The following is a 14,842-nucleotide window of genomic DNA, read 5'->3' as shown; positions in this document are numbered from 1 at the left end:
ATGACCGACACTGCGCTGGATTCGTTTGACGCAGTGATCATGGGAGGCGGTCTCGCCGGCCTCACGCTGGCGATCCAGCTGAAGCAGCGCTTCGGCGACCTGAAGGTGCTGGTGCTGGAGCGCCGCACGCATCCGGTGCCGCACGCGGCCCACAAGGTGGGCGAATCGTCGGTCGAGATCGGGGCGCACTACTTCGACACGGTGCTCGGGCTCAAGGCGCACATGGACGAAGCGCAGCTGCGCAAGTTCGGCTTTCGCTTCTTCTTCAGCGAAGGCCGCAGCGACATCGACAACGTCACCGAGATCGGCGCGAGCCGCTACCTGGCGGTGCCCAGCTACCAGATCGACCGCGGCATCTTCGAGAACTTCCTGGCCGAGGAAGCCGTGCGCCACGGCGTGCGCTTCGTCGACAGCGCGCTGGTGCGCCGCATCGACCTGGCCCAGGACCCCGCGGTGCCCCACCGCATCGAATGGACGCGCGGCGACGAATCCCACGCCACACAGGCGCGCTGGCTCATCGACGCCTGCGGCCGCGCCGGCATGCTCAAGCGCAAGCTCGGCCTTGTCGAGCCCAACGCGCATGACGTCAACGCGGTGTGGTTCCGCATCGGCGAGCGCATCGCCGTCGACGACTGGAGCGACAACGCCGAATGGCGCGAACGCTGCAACCCGCAGGCGCGCTGGCTCTCGACCAACCACTTCGTGGGCGCCGGCTACTGGGCCTGGCTGATTCCGCTGGCCTCGGGCTCGCATTCGGTGGGCATCGTGGCCGACCCGGCGCTGCACCCGCTGGACACCATCGACACCTTCGAGAAGGCGATGGCCTGGTTCGCCACCTACCAGCCGCGGCTGTACGAGGCGCTCGACGGCAAGCGCCACCTGCTGCAGGACTTCGCCTTCCTCAGGCATTTCTCGCACGGCTGCAAGCAGGTGTTCTCGGGCGAGCGCTGGGCGATGACGGGCGAGGCCGGGCTCTTTCTCGACCCCTTCTATTCGCCCGGCAGCGACTTCATCGCGATCGCCAACACCTACATCACCGACCTCGTCGCGCAGGACCGCGCCGGCCGGCCGCTGGAAGCACGGGCCCAGCTCTACGACCAGATCTACCACTCGTTCTACGAGAGCACGCTGGCGCTCTACCAGGACCAGTACCCGCTCTTCGGCGACCCGGAGGTGCTGCCGGTGAAGGTGATCTGGGACTACGCGTACTACTGGGGCGTGCTCGCGCAGATCTTCTTCCAGCGGCGCCTGACCGACCTGCCGGCGCTCGGAAGCCTGAAGGACGAACTGCAGCACTGCCAGCGCCTGAATGTCGCGGTGCAGCGGCTGATGCGCGACTGGTCGGCGTCGAGCCACAAGCGCAACCCGGCCGTGATGCTCGACCAGGCCGCGATGCCGTGGTTCGCCGAACTCAACCGCAGCCTGAAGGACACGCTCGACGATGCCGGCTTCAAGGACCGCATCCGGGCTTCGACGGTCATGCTGCGGCAACTGGCCGACGAGATCCTCGGGCGGGCGCGCACCGCCGATCCCGACGTGGAGGCCGGCGCGCTGCGGGCGCTTCTCGAAGAAAACCGCGGAAAAACACCCGCGACGGCGACGCACGACGCTATGCTTTTCGCAGCACCTCGGGTTGACACCCGCGCCTGAGGTTTACCCAACTTTACGGAGCGTTCAAGCCCGCTTGCTCCCTGTGGACGACCATGAAGCGCATGAGCACCCCCCAACTCCTGATGATCGAAGACGACGCCCGCCTGGCGCAGATGGTGGGCGAGTACCTGACCCAGTCGGGCTTCGCCTTCAACCACGCCGGTGACGGCGCCAGCGGCCTGGAGCAGCTGCAGCAGCACGCGCCCGACCTGGTGATCCTCGACCTGATGCTGCCCGACACCGACGGGCTCGAAGTCTGCCGCCGCATCCGCGCCCTGCCCGGCCCGCTGGCCAAGGTGTCGGTGCTGATGCTGACCGCCAAGGGCGATCCGATGGACCGCATCATCGGCCTGGAAATCGGCGCCGACGACTACCTGCCCAAGCCCTTCGAGCCGCGCGAGCTGCTGGCGCGCATCCGCGCCGTGCTGCGCCGTCGCAGCGAGAACGCCACCGAGGCCGAAGCCTCCACCGTGATGCGCTTCGGCACGCTCGAGATCGACCGCAACGCGCGCACCGTGTCCGTGGCCGGCGCGCTGGCGGACCTCACCTCCTACCAGTTCGACCTGCTCGTGGCCATGGCCGAGCGCGCGGGCCGCGTGCTCACGCGCGACCAGATCATGGAAGCCGTGCGCGGCCGCGAACTCGAAGCCTTCGACCGCTCGATCGACGTGCACATGGGGCGCATCCGCGCCGCCATCGAGGTCGACGCGAAGAACCCGAAGCGCATCCTCACCGTGCGCGGCGTCGGCTACGTGTTCGCCAAGCAGCAAGATTAGGACGCGACCCGCGATGCTGCGCAGCCTCTACCGCCGCCATCTCTACGTCCGCATCTGGCTCGCGGTGGTCGGCGGCGTGGTCATCCTCACGCTGATGGCCAACTGGATCGTGCGCGTGGCCGCCGAGGCCGAGCGCGAGCGCCTGGCGCCCGTGCCGCGCGAAGTGGTCGTGCTCGACAGCCAGGACCGCACCATCGGCACCGGCAAGGCCATGCGCGTGCCGGGCCAGGGGCTGGAGTTCGACGTGTCGCTGAGCGACGGCCGCGACATGACATTGCGCGTCGCGCCGCGCGAACGCCCCACCGGCACCGGCGGTTTCGCGCCCTGGCGCACCCCGTTCGGACTGGGCTGGATGATCGCGCTCGTGGGCGTGGCGGTGGCACTGGGCGTCTACCCGATCGTGCGGCGCATCACCCAGCGGCTCGAAACCCTGCAACGCGGCGTGCAGCGCTGGGGCGAGGGCGACCTGTCGGCGCGCGTGATCGAGGAAGGACAAGACGAAGTGGCCGATCTCTCCAAGCGTTTCAATGCCTCCGCCGAACGCATCGAGCAGCTCGTGCGTTCCCACAAGTCGCTGCTGGCGAATGCCTCGCACGAGCTGCGCTCGCCGCTCACCCGCATCCGCATGGGCCTGGAGCTCATGGGCGACCAGCCGAGCCCGGCGGCGCGCGAGGAGATTTCGCGCAACATCGGCGAACTCGACCAGCTCATCGACGAGATCCTGCTGGCCAGCCGACTCGACGCCAGCGAGGCCGACATGGGCACCATCGAAGCCGTCGACCTGACCGGCCTGGCCGCCGAAGAATGCGCACAGGTCAACGCCGAACTCGACCTGGCCGAAGGCACCGACAACGCCACGCTCACCGTGCCGGGCGTGTCGCGCCTGCTGCGCCGTGCGATCCGCAACCTGCTGGAGAACGCCCGCCGCTACGGCGCCGGCGAAATCAGCGTCGAGCTCGGCAGCGCCGGCGGCTACGCCACAGTGCGCGTCAACGACCGCGGGCCGGGCGTGCCGCCCGCGCTGCGCGAACGCATCTTCGAACCCTTCTACCGCCTGCCGGGCGCCAGCGAGCGCAACGGCGGTGTCGGCCTCGGGCTGGCGCTGGTGAAGTCGATCGCCGAGCGCCACGGCGGCTCGGTGCGCTGCGAAGACCGGCCGGGTGGGGGTGCGAGCTTCGTGATCCGCCTGCCGGCCAAAGCCACCGCCGCACCGCACTGACGCCAGCGGGCGCGCAGGTCAAGTCAGGTTCGGCAGAAAGGCCGCACCTAAAATCCCGGCCCTATGCAGAGATCGCACATCGTTCGGCCCGCGGCCATGTTCTGGGGGCTGGTGGTGTTCATGCCGGTCGGCGTCACCTACCTGTCGGCCATCGTGCTGCTGCTCGCCCTGCTCGTGGGTGGCGGTTTGCGCGAGCGCTGTGCGCGGCTGCGCGCCAACCCGCTGTGGTGGCCGGTGGTCGCCTACGTGGCGTGGACCTTCATCGTGCTGGCCGTGCGGCCGCACTATCCCGAAACCCCCTCCAACCTGTTCCACGGGCTGCGCATCGCCTTCACCTTCCTGATGGCGATGGCGCTCACGCGCGAGGAGGCGCTGTGGGCGCTGCGCGGCTTCCTCTTGATCGCAGCACTGAACATCGTGCTCATCGTGCTGCACTACACGCTGGGCTTTCCGGTGCCGGGCGCGCTGCGCGGCGTGGTGATGGAAGTGGGCAACAAGTCGATCAGCAACGCGCTGCTGTTCAGCATCGTCGCGGCCAGTGCCGCGGTCTACGGGCTGTCGCAGATCACGGGCCACCGGCCCTGGCGCGCGCTGGCGGCCTTCGCGCTCGTGCTCGGGCTGGGCGCCGTCGTCGCGCTGCCGCTCACGTCGCGCACCTCGGTGCTCGCGCTGCTGCTGGTGATTCCGGTGGTCTGCCTGCACCAGTGGAAGAACCATTTGAAGGCGCTGTCGGCCGCGCTGATCCTGGGCGCGGTGGTGATCGGTGCGAGCCTGTACCAGCTGCCGCAGCTGCAGCAGAAGGTCGAGACCGGCATCGAGGAACTCGAGAAGGCGCAGACCGGCGCCGTGTTCCACGGCAGCTGGATCATCCGCTACTACATGTACCGCGACACCGGCGCGATGATCGCCGACCAGCCCGTCGCGGGCTGGGGCATCGGCGGCTGGACCGACCAGTGGCACAAGCGCGGCCCGGCGCTGTTCGCCGACTCCAACATGCCGCACAACGACTTCCTCTGGGTGGGCGCGCAAAGCGGCATCCCGGGCATCCTGAGCCTGCTGGCGATCATGCTCATCGCCGTCTGGCAGGCCTGGCGCCGGCCCGACATCGCCGGCCGCTACGCACTGGCCGCGACGCTCATCGCGCTCATCGCGTCGAGCGTGAACTCGGCGATGCGCGACGCGCAGATCGGGCTGGCGGTGTTGTGGATCGCGATGGTCTACCTGCGGCTGGCGCAGGAATCGCAGGACCCCGATCCGTGGCGCGGCTTATGGCCGGTGCGGCCGGCGCGGCCGGCCCGTCTTCAGGCCTGACCGCGGTCGGTCTTCTGCTTCTGCGCGGCAGCGAACTGCTTGCCGCTGAGCCCGACGAAGAAATAGATCGTCACGGCGTGCAGCACGCCGATGAAGACCAGCGAGAACAGCAGCGGCCCCATCTGCGGGGCCAGGGCCCCGGACAACAGGCCCACGCCCAGCCCGAACGCGGCCTGGAGTGCCAGGTCGACCGCCAGCATGCCGAGCACGGCACGCGGCTTTTCTTCGCGGGTGAAGTAGCGGCCGTTGCGCTTGCCGAACGCCATGCACGCCCACATGACGGCGCCGAGCAGCGCCGCCGTGTTGGTGCCGGCGTTGGTCTTGACGCCCAGAAGGCTCAGCGCGATGGCGATGCCGAGCAGCAACACCAGGTAGGCGAGGCCGAATCGCACCAACAGGCCGCGGATCGACACGTCAGTGGCGGCTCGAGACGGTCTCGCCCGCCTTCAGGCGGTACACCGTGCCGCAGTACGGGCACTTGGCTTCGCCGGTGCGCGCCACGTCGAGATAGACCTTCGGGTGGCCGCTCCAGAGCTTCATGTCGGCCTTCGGGCTGGGGCAGAACACGCCGCCCTGGTGGTTGAGCTCCTTCGCGAGGAGTTCGACGACTGCATTGGTGGACATGTTTTCTCTCAGACCTTCGTGAGCCAGTGGGCGTACTTGGGATTCTTGCCGTTCACGATGTCGAAGAAGGCCGACTGGATCTTCTCGGTGACGGGGCCGCGCGAGCCGCCGTCGCCGCGGTTGCCGATCTCGATGCGGTCAAGTTCGCGGATGGGCGTCACTTCGGCGGCGGTGCCGGTGAAGAAGGCTTCGTCGGAAATGTAGACCTCGTCACGCGTGATGCGCTTTTGCACGAGCTCGATGCCGAGGTCCTTGCAGATGTGCAGGATGGTGTTGCGCGTGATGCCGTTCAGGGCGCCGGCCGACAGGTCGGGCGTGTAGACCACGCCGTTCTTGACCACGAACACGTTCTCGCCCGCGCCTTCCGACACGAAGCCGCTCGCGTCGAGCAGCAGCGCTTCGTCGTAGCCATCGTCCAGCGCTTCCATGTTGGCCAGGATCGAGTTGGTGTAGTTGCTGACCGACTTGGCCTGCGTCATCGTGATGTTCACGTGGTGGCGCGTGTAGCTCGAGGTCTTCACGCGGATGCCGCGGCGCATGCCTTCTTCGCCGAGGTAGGCGCCCCAGGACCAGGCGGCGACCATGGCGTGGATCTTGTTGCCCTTGGGGCTCACGCCCAGCTTCTCGGAGCCGATCCAGATGAGGGGGCGCAGGTAGCAGCTTTCGAGCTTGTTCTCGCGCACGACCTGTTTCTGGGCTTCATTCAGCTGCTCTTGCGAGAAGGGGATCTTCATGCGCAGGATCTTGGCGCTGTTGAACAGGCGCTCGGTGTGCTCGGCCAGGCGGAAGATGGACGTGCCGCCGTCCGCCGTCTTGTAGGCGCGCACGCCCTCGAAGGCGCCGCACCCATAGTGCAGCGTGTGGCTCAGCACGTGGATCTTGGCGTCGCGCCAGTCCACGAGTTCGCCGTCCATCCAGATCTTGCCGTCACGGTCGTCCAGCGAGGGGGGGATCGAGCTCATTTCCTGATTCCTTTGGGAGCGGTGTGGGTGCGACCCACTGGGAAGTCGCAAAAGCTTTCGATTTTACGGCCGAGCCCGGAACGCGGTGCCCGACAATGGCCGGTTGTGCCAACCAGTGGAAAAAGGGTTCCCGTGTCCGTATTCAAGAACGTCATCGTCTATCGCATCGAACCTGCCTGGTCCCAATCACTGACCGAGGCAGAAGAAGGGCTGGCCAAGCAACGCTTCGTGCCTTGCGGCCCCTCGCAGGAAAAGTCCGCCGGCTGGGTCGAGCCCCGCGGCGAAGCCAACGGCCCATTGGTCGAATCCATCGACGGCCAGTGGCTGGTCGAGTACATGATCGAAAGCAAGCAGGTCCCCGGCTCCGTGGTGCGCCGCAAGCTCGACGAGCGCTGCGCCCAGATCGAAACGACCACCGGCCGCAAGCCCGGCAAGAAGGAAAAGAAGGAGCTCAAGGAAGACATCACCCTGGAGCTGCTGCCCATGGCCTTCACGCGCAGCGCGCGCGTCACGGTGTGGATCGACAAGGCCGAGAACCGCCTCGTGATCAACAGCGGCAACGCCTCGCGCGCCGACGAAGTGGTCACCAGCCTCGTGAAGTCGCTCGACGGCTTTGCCGTGGCGCTGATCAACACGCAGATCGAGCCGGCCGCCGCCATGGCCAACTGGCTGCTGACGCAGGAGCCGCCGGCCGGCTTCAGCATCGACCGCGAGTGCGAGCTCAAGGCCTCCGACGACTCGAAGGCCGTGGTGCGCTATGCCAAGCACGCCCTGGACATCGACGAGGTCAAGCAGCACATCACCGACGGCAAGCGCCCGACGCGCCTGGCGCTCACCTGGGACGACCGCGTGTCCTTCGAACTCACGCACGGCCTGCTGATCCGCAAGATCACCTTCCTCGAAGGCACGGGCGACGGCGCGGCGGGCGGCAAGAAAGAAGACAACTTCGACGCCGACGTGGCCATTGCCACCGGCGAACTCGGCCAGCTGGTGCCGGCGCTGCTCGACGCGCTGGGCGGCGAGGCAGCGTTCTCGGCGGCACCGCCAGATGAAGCACCCAAGGCTGCGGCTACTGCCACCGCACCTGCGGCGCAGGCCGACACGCCCGAAGAAGAAGACGCGCCGTTCTAAGTAAGCAGGCCAGGCGAAGCGCCCGCGCGCCTTCAGGCCGCGGGCGTTTCTTCGTCGGCCGGCGTCTCGGGCCGCGTGAGCGTCCAGCTCTGCAGCTTGCCGCCGTTGAACACGGCATCGACATAAGAGCCGCCGGCGTCGGTCCAGCGGTACAGCTCGGGCTGCTCGTTCTCGGGCGAGCGCAGTTCGCCGAGCGCGCGCGTCATCGCAATGACGTGCATCAGCGTCACGCCGGGCTTGAGCTTGGCATTGAGCATCACCGAGCTCGCCACCGTGCCGATCGGCCGGTCGGCGGCGCGCTTGAGCACCTGCATGGCGCGGTTGAAGTGCATCAGCAGGAACATCACGATCGCGCCGCCGGCGAACGCCACGCCGCCCCATCCGTATTGGTGCCACGACAGGCCGAGGAGCGCGATGGCCCCCACGGGCACCAGCAATTTCTGGAAATTCATGGGGCGCATTGTCGCCGCCCGGCACGCGCGCCCTCGGGGGCGATGCGATGGTTCCTGGCGAACGAGCGCCCCCTCGCAGTAGCCACCGTGGCTACCGCCGGGCGCAGAAAGCGGTACTCGCCCCGAAAAGCACAGGGTACCCAGGCGGCTGCGGGCACATTTCGCCGCACGGGCATCTGCCCGGGCCACCGAGAAACGCATGAACATCCCGCGCTCCGTCACTTTCGTTCGACTCACCCTTGCCGCCGCACTCGCGGGCACCGTCCTCAGCGGCTGCTACGTGGTGCCGCTCGGGCAACCCGCTCCCATCGCGCCGTCGCAGCAAAGCTATGCCGTCGCACCGGGGCCGGTGTCACAGACCTTCAGCGCGCGGCTCTATCCGTCGAACGCCGAAGCCGCGCGCTACGGCGCCGTCGGGGGCACGGTGACCAACGACATGAACGGCCGCGGCCACTTCAATGCGCAGATCGGCGCCGAACAGTTTCAGGGAGAGGCGACCCGCGTGGCCGGCTCGCGCACGGCCGGCGTGGCAAACGCCACCGGCAGTCGCGGCGGCAACCTGAGTTGCCAGTACACGATGAACTCCGCCACCTTGGGCAGCGGCCAGTGCGTGCTCAACAACGGGCCGGCGTTCACGATGCACATCGGAAGTTAAGCAGCGTCACACACAGAGAAATAGAAGGCCAGGGAGGCCAGGGAAGGTAGGGAGGGTATGCCCGGCGCGACCACCACGCGCCGGGCATTTTTTTCTTTGGGCTACCAGTTCACGAGTTGGCGCATCTTGCGCCGCAGCTCGCGCTCACGCTTCTGCTCGGCCCTCCAGTCGTCGCGGATGGCCAGCGTGACCGACAGCGCCATCAGCAGGATCACGAACGCGAACGGCAAGGCGAACACGATGGTCGCCGTCTGGATCGCCTTGATGCCGCCCGCGAACAGCAGGCTCAGCGCAATCGCCGCCACCAGCACGCCCCAGGTGATCTTCACGCGGGCCGGCGGGTTCGGATTGCCGTTGGTGCTCATGATGCCCAGCACCAGCGTCGCGGAATCGCCCGAGGTCACGAAGAACACGAACACCAGCAGCGTGGCCACGATCGACAGAAGCCCGCCCATCGGCATGGCCTTGAACATCACGAACATGGTGGTCGACACGTCCGCCTTCACCGCTTCGACCAGCGGCACGCCCTGGAAGATTTCGAAGTTGAGCGCCGCGCCACCGAACACCGAGAACCAGGCGAAGCCCACCAGCGTCGGGGCGATCACCGTGCCCAGGATGAACTGGCGGATCGTGCGGCCGCGCGACACGCGCGCAATGAACAGGCCCACGAACGGCGACCACGCCAGCCACCAGGCCCAGTAGAACAAGGTCCAGTCGGCCACCCACGAGCTGTTGCGAAACGGGTTCATGCGCAGGCTCATGCGCACGAAATCGGCGAGGTACGCGCCCAACGTGTTGGTGAAGGTCTCGACGATGGCAATGGTCGGCCCCACGACCAGCACCGTGAGCGCCAGCAGCGCCGCCACCACCAGGTTGCCCATCGACAGCCACTTCACGCCGCGCTCGACGCCGGTGACCGCCGAGGTGATGAACAGCGCGGTCGTCACCACGATGATCGTCGCCTGCGTCCAGCGGCCGATCTCCGCGCCGAAGGCCGCGTGCAGCCCGCTGTTGATCTGCGTGGCGCCCATGCCCAGCGAGGCCGCCACACCGAAGGCCGTGGCCACCACGGCCAGCACGTTGAAGGCCGGCGACAGCCGCTGCACGAAGCGCCATGGCAGCGCCTCGGTGGCCGAGCTGACCAGCGGCAGCGCCTTGCGCCGGAAGCTGAAGAAGGCGATCGACAGGCCCACGATGCCGTAGATCGCCCAGGGGTGCAGTCCCCAGTGGAAGAAGGCGTAGCGCATCGCCACGCCCGCGGCATCGGGCGAAGCGGCGATCACGCCGGGCGGCGGATTCGCATAGTGCGAGATCGGCTCGGCCACGCCCCAGAACACCAGGCCGATGCCCATGCCGGCCGCGAACAGCATCGAAAACCACGCGCCGATGGAGAACTCGGGCTCGTCGTCTTCATCGCCCAGCTTCAGGTCGCCGAAGCGGCTGAAGGCCAGGAAGAAGGCCAGCACCACCAGCCCGAGCACCACCCACAGGTAGAACCAGCCGAAGTTGCGCGTGATGTCGGCGAGCGCGGTGCTGAACACGCGGTCGAGCGACGCGGGAGAGACCAGCCCCCACAGCACGACCACCGCGATCAGCCCGGCAGAGACGATGAGTTGCATGGCGGGGGCCTCCTGAATGTGAGTGTTGTCGTGCCGGCGCGCGCACGTGCGAGTGTCAGTCGAGTCGGCGCACCACGTCCATCGCTTCCTCGATGCGGTCGACCGGGTGAATGGTCAGGCCTTCGATCTCCTTCGTGCCCTTGCGCGGCGCGTTGGCCTTCGGCACCACGGCCACGCTGAAGCCCAGCTTGGCCGCTTCGCGCAGGCGCTCCTGGCCGCGCGGCGCGGGTCGCACCTCGCCGGCCAGACCCACTTCGCCGAAGGCGATGAAGCCCTTGGGCAGCGGCTTGCCGCGCAGGCTCGAGGTGATGGCCAGCATCACGGCCAGGTCGGCCGCGGGCTCGCTGATGCGCACGCCGCCCACCGCGTTGACGAACACGTCCTGGTCCATGCAGGCCACGCCGGCGTGGCGGTGCAGCACGGCCAGCAGCATCGCGAGGCGGTCGCGGTCCAGGCCCACCGAGAGGCGACGCGGGCTCGGGCCGCCGTTGTCGACCAGCGCCTGGATTTCCACCAGCATCGGCCGCGTGCCTTCGAGCGTGACCAGCACCACGCTGCCCGGCACCGGCTCGTCGTGCTGGCTCAGGAAGATCGCGCTCGGGTTGGTCACGCCCTTCAGGCCGCGCTCGGTCATGGCGAACACGCCGATCTCGTTCACCGCGCCGAAGCGGTTCTTGATGGCGCGCACGAGCCGAAAGCTCGAGTGCGTGTCGCCCTCGAAATACAGCACCGTGTCGACCATGTGCTCGAGCACGCGCGGGCCGGCCAGCGCGCCTTCCTTGGTGACGTGGCCCACCAGCACCACGGCCGTGCCGCTGGTCTTGGCAAAGCGCGTCAGGTGCGCCGCGCATTCGCGCACCTGCGCCACCGAGCCGGGCGCGGAGGTGAGCTGGTCGGAGTACACGGTCTGGATCGAGTCGATCACCGCGATGGCCGGGCGCGTGACGTCGAGCGTGGCGATGATCTTTTCGAGCTGGATCTCGGCCAGCACCTGCACCTGCGAATGGTCGAGCCCGAGCCGTTTGGAGCGCAGCGCGACCTGCGAGCCGCTTTCCTCGCCGGTGACGTACAGCGCGTTCTGCCCCGCACGCTGCAGCGCATCGACCGCCTGCAGCAGCAGCGTCGACTTGCCGATGCCCGGGTCGCCGCCGATCAGCGTGACGCCGCCCGACACGATGCCGCCGCCGAGCACTCGGTCGAGCTCGTCGATGCCGGTGGGCGTGCGCGCGATGTCGGTCGCTTCGATTTCCGAGAGCGTGGCCAGTTCGGAGACGCCCGCCAGCGGCGAGAACTGCGTGCCGAAGCGGTTGTTGGCCGGTGCGTTGCTGCCAGCCACTTGTTCTATCAATGTGTTCCATGCCCCGCAGCTGGGGCATTTGCCGAGCCACTTGGGGCTGGTGCCGCCGCATTCGCTGCAGACGAAAGTTGTTTTGTCCTTGGCCATGCAGCGAGTTTAGGTGTCCGCACAAACCCTGATGACTGGCATCTTGGAAAGAAAGCCCCAATCATTTAACATGTTAAATAATTCTGAGAGGCACAGCTTTTGAGCACCACCTTCACGCACCGCAATTTGCCGCGCCTGCTGCTGCAGGCCCGCGAAGCCGTGATGGCCCACACGCGGCCCAGCCTGCGCGAGCACGCGCTGTCCGACCAGCAATGGCGCGTGCTGCGCGTGCTGGGCGAACACGGCGCGGTCGACACGGGCCGCGTCGCGCGCGAGGCCTTCATCCTCGGCCCCAGCCTCACGGGCGTGCTGGCACGCATGGAGCGCGACAACCTCATCACCCGCGCCCGCGACCCGGCCGACCAGCGCCGCACCGTGGTCGAGGCCACGCCGCACGGCATGAAGCTCGTGAAGCGCCTGGGCAGCAGCATCGAGGCGCACTACGACTGGATGGAAAAGTCGATGGGCAAGGCCAAGCTGACGCAGCTCTACGGCCTGCTCGACGAACTGATCGCGCTGGAGCAACCCGACACATGACCACTTCCTTTCTCCCCGCCGGCACCGTGTACGGCACGCTGCTGAACTTCCGCGCCGAGGCCGCGGCGCTCGCGCCGCAGATGACCGAGGCGCCCTACAAGGCACCGCCGAAGGCGCCCGTGCTCTATGTGAAGACGGCCAACACCTGGAGTCCGCATGGCAGCGCGATCGCCGTGCCCGCCGCGGTGCCCGAGGTGGAAGTCGGCGCGAGCATCGGCATGGTGATCGGCGCCGAGGGCGACATCGAAGGCTTCGTGCTGCTGAACGATCTGTCGATTCCGCATGCGAGCTTCTTCCGCCCGCCGGTGAAGTTCAAGTGCGTCGACGGCTTCCTGGGCATCGGCCCGGCGCTGCGCGACGCGCAGGACGTGGCCGACCCGGCGCAGTTCCGCGTCGAGGTGCGCATCAACGGCGAGTTGAAGCAGTCGATCGACTTCTCGCAGCTCGTGCGCCCCGCACCGCAGCTGCTCGCCGACGTGGGCGAGTTCATGACGCTGGCGCACGGCGACGTGCTGATGCTCGGCTGCGACCTCGGCCGCCCATTGGCCCGCGCGGGCGACCGCATCGACATTTCCGCACCGGGGTTCGAAACCCTGACCCACACGCTGGTGAAGGAAGCAACGGCATGAAGCACGCACGCGTCATCTTCGAAGGTCGCGAGCACACCGGCACCGCGCACGAATTCAACGGCCAGGCCGACGCCGCCGTGCGGCTGCAAGACGGCCGCGTCGTGCCGCAGGACCAGCTCGTGTGGCTGCCGCCGCTCGCGCCCACGGCGCGCCCGCGCACCATCCTCGCGCTGGGCCTGAACTACGCCGACCACGCGAAAGAGCTGGAGTTCAAGGCGCCCGAGGAACCGCTGGTGTTCGTCAAAGGCCAGAGCACGCTCATCGGCCACCGCCAGTTCACGCACCGCCCGGCCGACGTGAAGTTCATGCACTACGAATGCGAACTCGCCATCGTGGTCGGCAAGACCGCGAAGCACGTGAAGCGCGACGACGCCTACGACTTCATCGGCGGCTACACGGTGGCCAACGACTACGCGATTCGCGACTACCTCGAGAACTGGTACCGCCCCAACCTGCGCGTGAAGAACCGCGACACCTGCACGCCGCTGGGGCCGTGGTTCGTCGATGCGGTCGACGTGGCCGACCCGATGGCGCTTGCGCTGCGCACGACGGTGAACGGCACCGTCACGCAGCAAGGCAACACGCGCGACATGATCTTCGACGCGCCCTTCCTCATCGAGTACTTCAGCCGCTTCATGACGCTGTCGCCGGGCGATTTGATCCTCACCGGCACGCCCGATGGCGTGGTCGATTGCCAGCCGGGCGACGTGGTCGTGACCGAGATCGACGGCATCGGCGCGCTGGTCAACACCATCGCCGCGCGCTGACCCGCCGGCTGCGCCACCCCTTTCAATAAAAACGGAGACACACCGCCATGACGACTGCCAGAACCCGGACCTTCCGCCTTGCTGCCGCCCTCGTGGCGGCCAGCGCCGCCACGATGTTCACGCCGACCTCGACCGCGCAAACCACATCGGCCTACCCGACCAAACCCGTGCGCTGGGTCGTCGGCTACCCGGCCGGCGGCGGCACCGACTACCTCGCGCGCACGGCCGGCGCGCAGCTCTCGCAGCAGCTCGCACAGCCCGTCACGGTCGACAACCGTCCCGGCGCGGGCGCGATCATCGCGTCGGAAAACGTGGCGCGTTCGCCGGGCGACGGCTACACCGTGTTCTCGGCCGACAACGGCGTGCTGGTCTACAACCCCGCGCTCTACAAGAAGCTGCCCTACGACGCCGAGAAAGACTTTGCGCTGCTCGGCATGATGGGCCGCTCGCCGCTCATCATCACGGCCGCGCCGGGCGCGGGCTTCAGCGATGCCAAGGCGCTCATCGCCGCGCTCAAGGCCTCGCCGGGCAAGTACAGCATCGCCACGCCGGGCACCGGCAGCCCGCACCACCTGGCCTACGAGCTGTTCCAGCGCGAAGCCGGCGTGTCGCTGCTGCACATTCCCTACAAGGGCGGCGCGCCCGCGCTGCAGGACCTCATGGGCAACCAGGTGCCGCTGATGATGCTCGACCTGCCCAGCGGCATCAGCGCCGTGAAGGCCGGCAAGGTCATTCCGCTGATGGCCATGTCATCCGAACGCGTGCCGCAGCTGCCCCAGCTGCCGACGGCCAAGGAACTCGGCTACGCCGTCGAGGCCTACACGTGGCAAGGGCTGGTGGCACCGGCCGCCACGCCGAAAGACATCCAGGCGCGCCTCGGCGCCGACCTGCTCAAAAGCATGAACGACCCCGGCGTGAAGCAGAAGCTCTACGACGCCGGCTGGGAAGCCCGCCCCACGGACGCCGCCGAGATGACCCGCTTCGTGGACACCGAACGCAAGAAGTGGCACGCGCTGATCAAGGCGCGCGACATCAAGCTCGACTGACGACACACCGCCTCAAGGCC

The 14,842-nt window shown here is 67.9% G+C and carries 16 protein-coding genes; 10 read left to right on the top strand and 6 right to left on the bottom strand.

All coding sequences use genetic code 11. The features are described 5' to 3' along the window. The 4 genes from RZE79_RS01580 (at nucleotide 1) to RZE79_RS01565 (ending at nucleotide 4,956) form a co-directional block, all read left to right on the top strand. On the top strand, nucleotides 1-1,650 hold the full coding sequence (locus RZE79_RS01580; RefSeq protein ID WP_319358710.1) for an NAD(P)/FAD-dependent oxidoreductase: 1,650 nt from the start codon (nucleotides 1-3) through the stop codon (nucleotides 1,648-1,650). 53 nt (nucleotides 1,651-1,703) lie between these two features. Further along, nucleotides 1,704-2,426, top strand: coding sequence for a response regulator transcription factor (locus RZE79_RS01575; RefSeq protein WP_099794604.1), 723 nt, complete (start codon nucleotides 1,704-1,706; stop codon nucleotides 2,424-2,426). 13 nt (nucleotides 2,427-2,439) lie between these two features. Beyond that, entirely contained in the window at nucleotides 2,440-3,645 is a 1,206-nt protein-coding gene (locus RZE79_RS01570; protein ID WP_319358707.1) for an ATP-binding protein, read from the top strand. Nucleotides 3,646-3,708: 63 nt separating this feature from the next. Then, nucleotides 3,709-4,956 (top strand): O-antigen ligase family protein, encoded by a 1,248-nt coding sequence (locus RZE79_RS01565; protein ID WP_319358705.1) that lies wholly within the window; start codon nucleotides 3,709-3,711, stop codon nucleotides 4,954-4,956. On the opposite strand, the gene RZE79_RS01560 is transcribed toward RZE79_RS01565, so the two are convergent. From RZE79_RS01560 to RZE79_RS01550, 3 genes are read right to left on the bottom strand one after another with little or no spacing between them, the layout of a single operon-like run. Beyond that, the gene (locus RZE79_RS01560) at nucleotides 4,947-5,369 is read right to left on the bottom strand and encodes an ABZJ_00895 family protein (protein ID WP_319358703.1); all 423 of its coding nucleotides are present in this window, start codon (nucleotides 5,367-5,369) and stop codon (nucleotides 4,947-4,949) included. The two genes, RZE79_RS01565 and RZE79_RS01560, sit on opposite strands and share 10 nt — an antisense overlap. A 1-nt stretch (nucleotide 5,370) precedes the next feature. Then, the gene (locus RZE79_RS01555) at nucleotides 5,371-5,580 is read right to left on the bottom strand and encodes a zinc-finger domain-containing protein (RefSeq protein ID WP_101493462.1); all 210 of its coding nucleotides are present in this window, start codon (nucleotides 5,578-5,580) and stop codon (nucleotides 5,371-5,373) included. A gap of 8 nt (nucleotides 5,581-5,588) precedes the next feature. After that, nucleotides 5,589-6,542 carry a branched-chain amino acid transaminase gene (locus RZE79_RS01550; protein WP_153281132.1) on the bottom strand — a complete coding sequence of 318 codons (954 nt, stop codon included), beginning with the start codon at nucleotides 6,540-6,542 and terminating at the stop codon, nucleotides 5,589-5,591. A 132-nt stretch (nucleotides 6,543-6,674) separates the two neighbouring features. Between RZE79_RS01550 and RZE79_RS01545 the strand changes: the two genes are divergently transcribed. Continuing rightward, nucleotides 6,675-7,673 (top strand): recombination-associated protein RdgC, encoded by a 999-nt coding sequence (locus tag RZE79_RS01545; RefSeq protein WP_319358700.1) that lies wholly within the window; start codon nucleotides 6,675-6,677, stop codon nucleotides 7,671-7,673. Between the two features lie 32 nt (nucleotides 7,674-7,705). Here the strand turns inward: RZE79_RS01545 and RZE79_RS01540 are convergent, their stop codons facing one another. Then, nucleotides 7,706-8,134 carry a glycerate kinase gene (locus RZE79_RS01540; RefSeq protein WP_153281134.1) on the bottom strand — a complete coding sequence of 143 codons (429 nt, stop codon included), beginning with the start codon at nucleotides 8,132-8,134 and terminating at the stop codon, nucleotides 7,706-7,708. Nucleotides 8,135-8,324: 190 nt separating this feature from the next. Here RZE79_RS01540 and RZE79_RS01535 point away from each other — a divergent pair, with 190 nt between their 5' ends. After that, the gene (locus tag RZE79_RS01535; RefSeq protein WP_056583865.1) at nucleotides 8,325-8,780 is read left to right on the top strand and encodes a hypothetical protein; all 456 of its coding nucleotides are present in this window, start codon (nucleotides 8,325-8,327) and stop codon (nucleotides 8,778-8,780) included. Between the two features lie 101 nt (nucleotides 8,781-8,881). Here RZE79_RS01535 and RZE79_RS01530 read toward each other — a convergent pair whose 3' ends face one another. Next, nucleotides 8,882-10,399: a BCCT family transporter gene (locus RZE79_RS01530; protein ID WP_319358695.1), complete on the bottom strand. Its 1,518-nt coding sequence runs from the start codon at nucleotides 10,397-10,399 to the stop codon at nucleotides 8,882-8,884. 55 nt (nucleotides 10,400-10,454) lie between these two features. Continuing rightward, nucleotides 10,455-11,843, bottom strand: coding sequence for a DNA repair protein RadA (gene radA / locus RZE79_RS01525; protein WP_319358693.1), 1,389 nt, complete (start codon nucleotides 11,841-11,843; stop codon nucleotides 10,455-10,457). Nucleotides 11,844-11,942: 99 nt separating this feature from the next. Between radA and hpaR the strand changes: the two genes are divergently transcribed. From hpaR to RZE79_RS01505, 4 genes are read left to right on the top strand one after another with little or no spacing between them, the layout of a single operon-like run. Then, a complete protein-coding gene (hpaR, locus tag RZE79_RS01520; protein ID WP_319358686.1) occupies nucleotides 11,943-12,380 on the top strand; it encodes a homoprotocatechuate degradation operon regulator HpaR in 438 nt (145 codons plus the stop codon). Next, nucleotides 12,377-13,009, top strand: a complete 633-nt coding sequence (locus RZE79_RS01515; protein WP_319358684.1) for a fumarylacetoacetate hydrolase family protein — start codon at nucleotides 12,377-12,379, stop codon at nucleotides 13,007-13,009. The genes hpaR and RZE79_RS01515 overlap by 4 nt, the downstream gene beginning before the upstream one ends. Then, nucleotides 13,006-13,776: a fumarylacetoacetate hydrolase family protein gene (locus RZE79_RS01510; protein ID WP_319358682.1), complete on the top strand. Its 771-nt coding sequence runs from the start codon at nucleotides 13,006-13,008 to the stop codon at nucleotides 13,774-13,776. The genes RZE79_RS01515 and RZE79_RS01510 overlap by 4 nt, the downstream gene beginning before the upstream one ends. Nucleotides 13,777-13,823: 47 nt before the next feature. Next, nucleotides 13,824-14,822, top strand: coding sequence for a tripartite tricarboxylate transporter substrate binding protein (locus tag RZE79_RS01505; protein WP_319358679.1), 999 nt, complete (start codon nucleotides 13,824-13,826; stop codon nucleotides 14,820-14,822). Nucleotides 14,823-14,842: the final 20 nt, after the last annotated feature.

This window comes from Variovorax sp. EBFNA2 (genome assembly GCF_033802765.1).
GTDB lineage: Bacteria > Pseudomonadota > Gammaproteobacteria > Burkholderiales > Burkholderiaceae_C > Variovorax > Variovorax paradoxus_H.
This window is presented reverse-complemented; position numbering and strand designations above follow the sequence as displayed.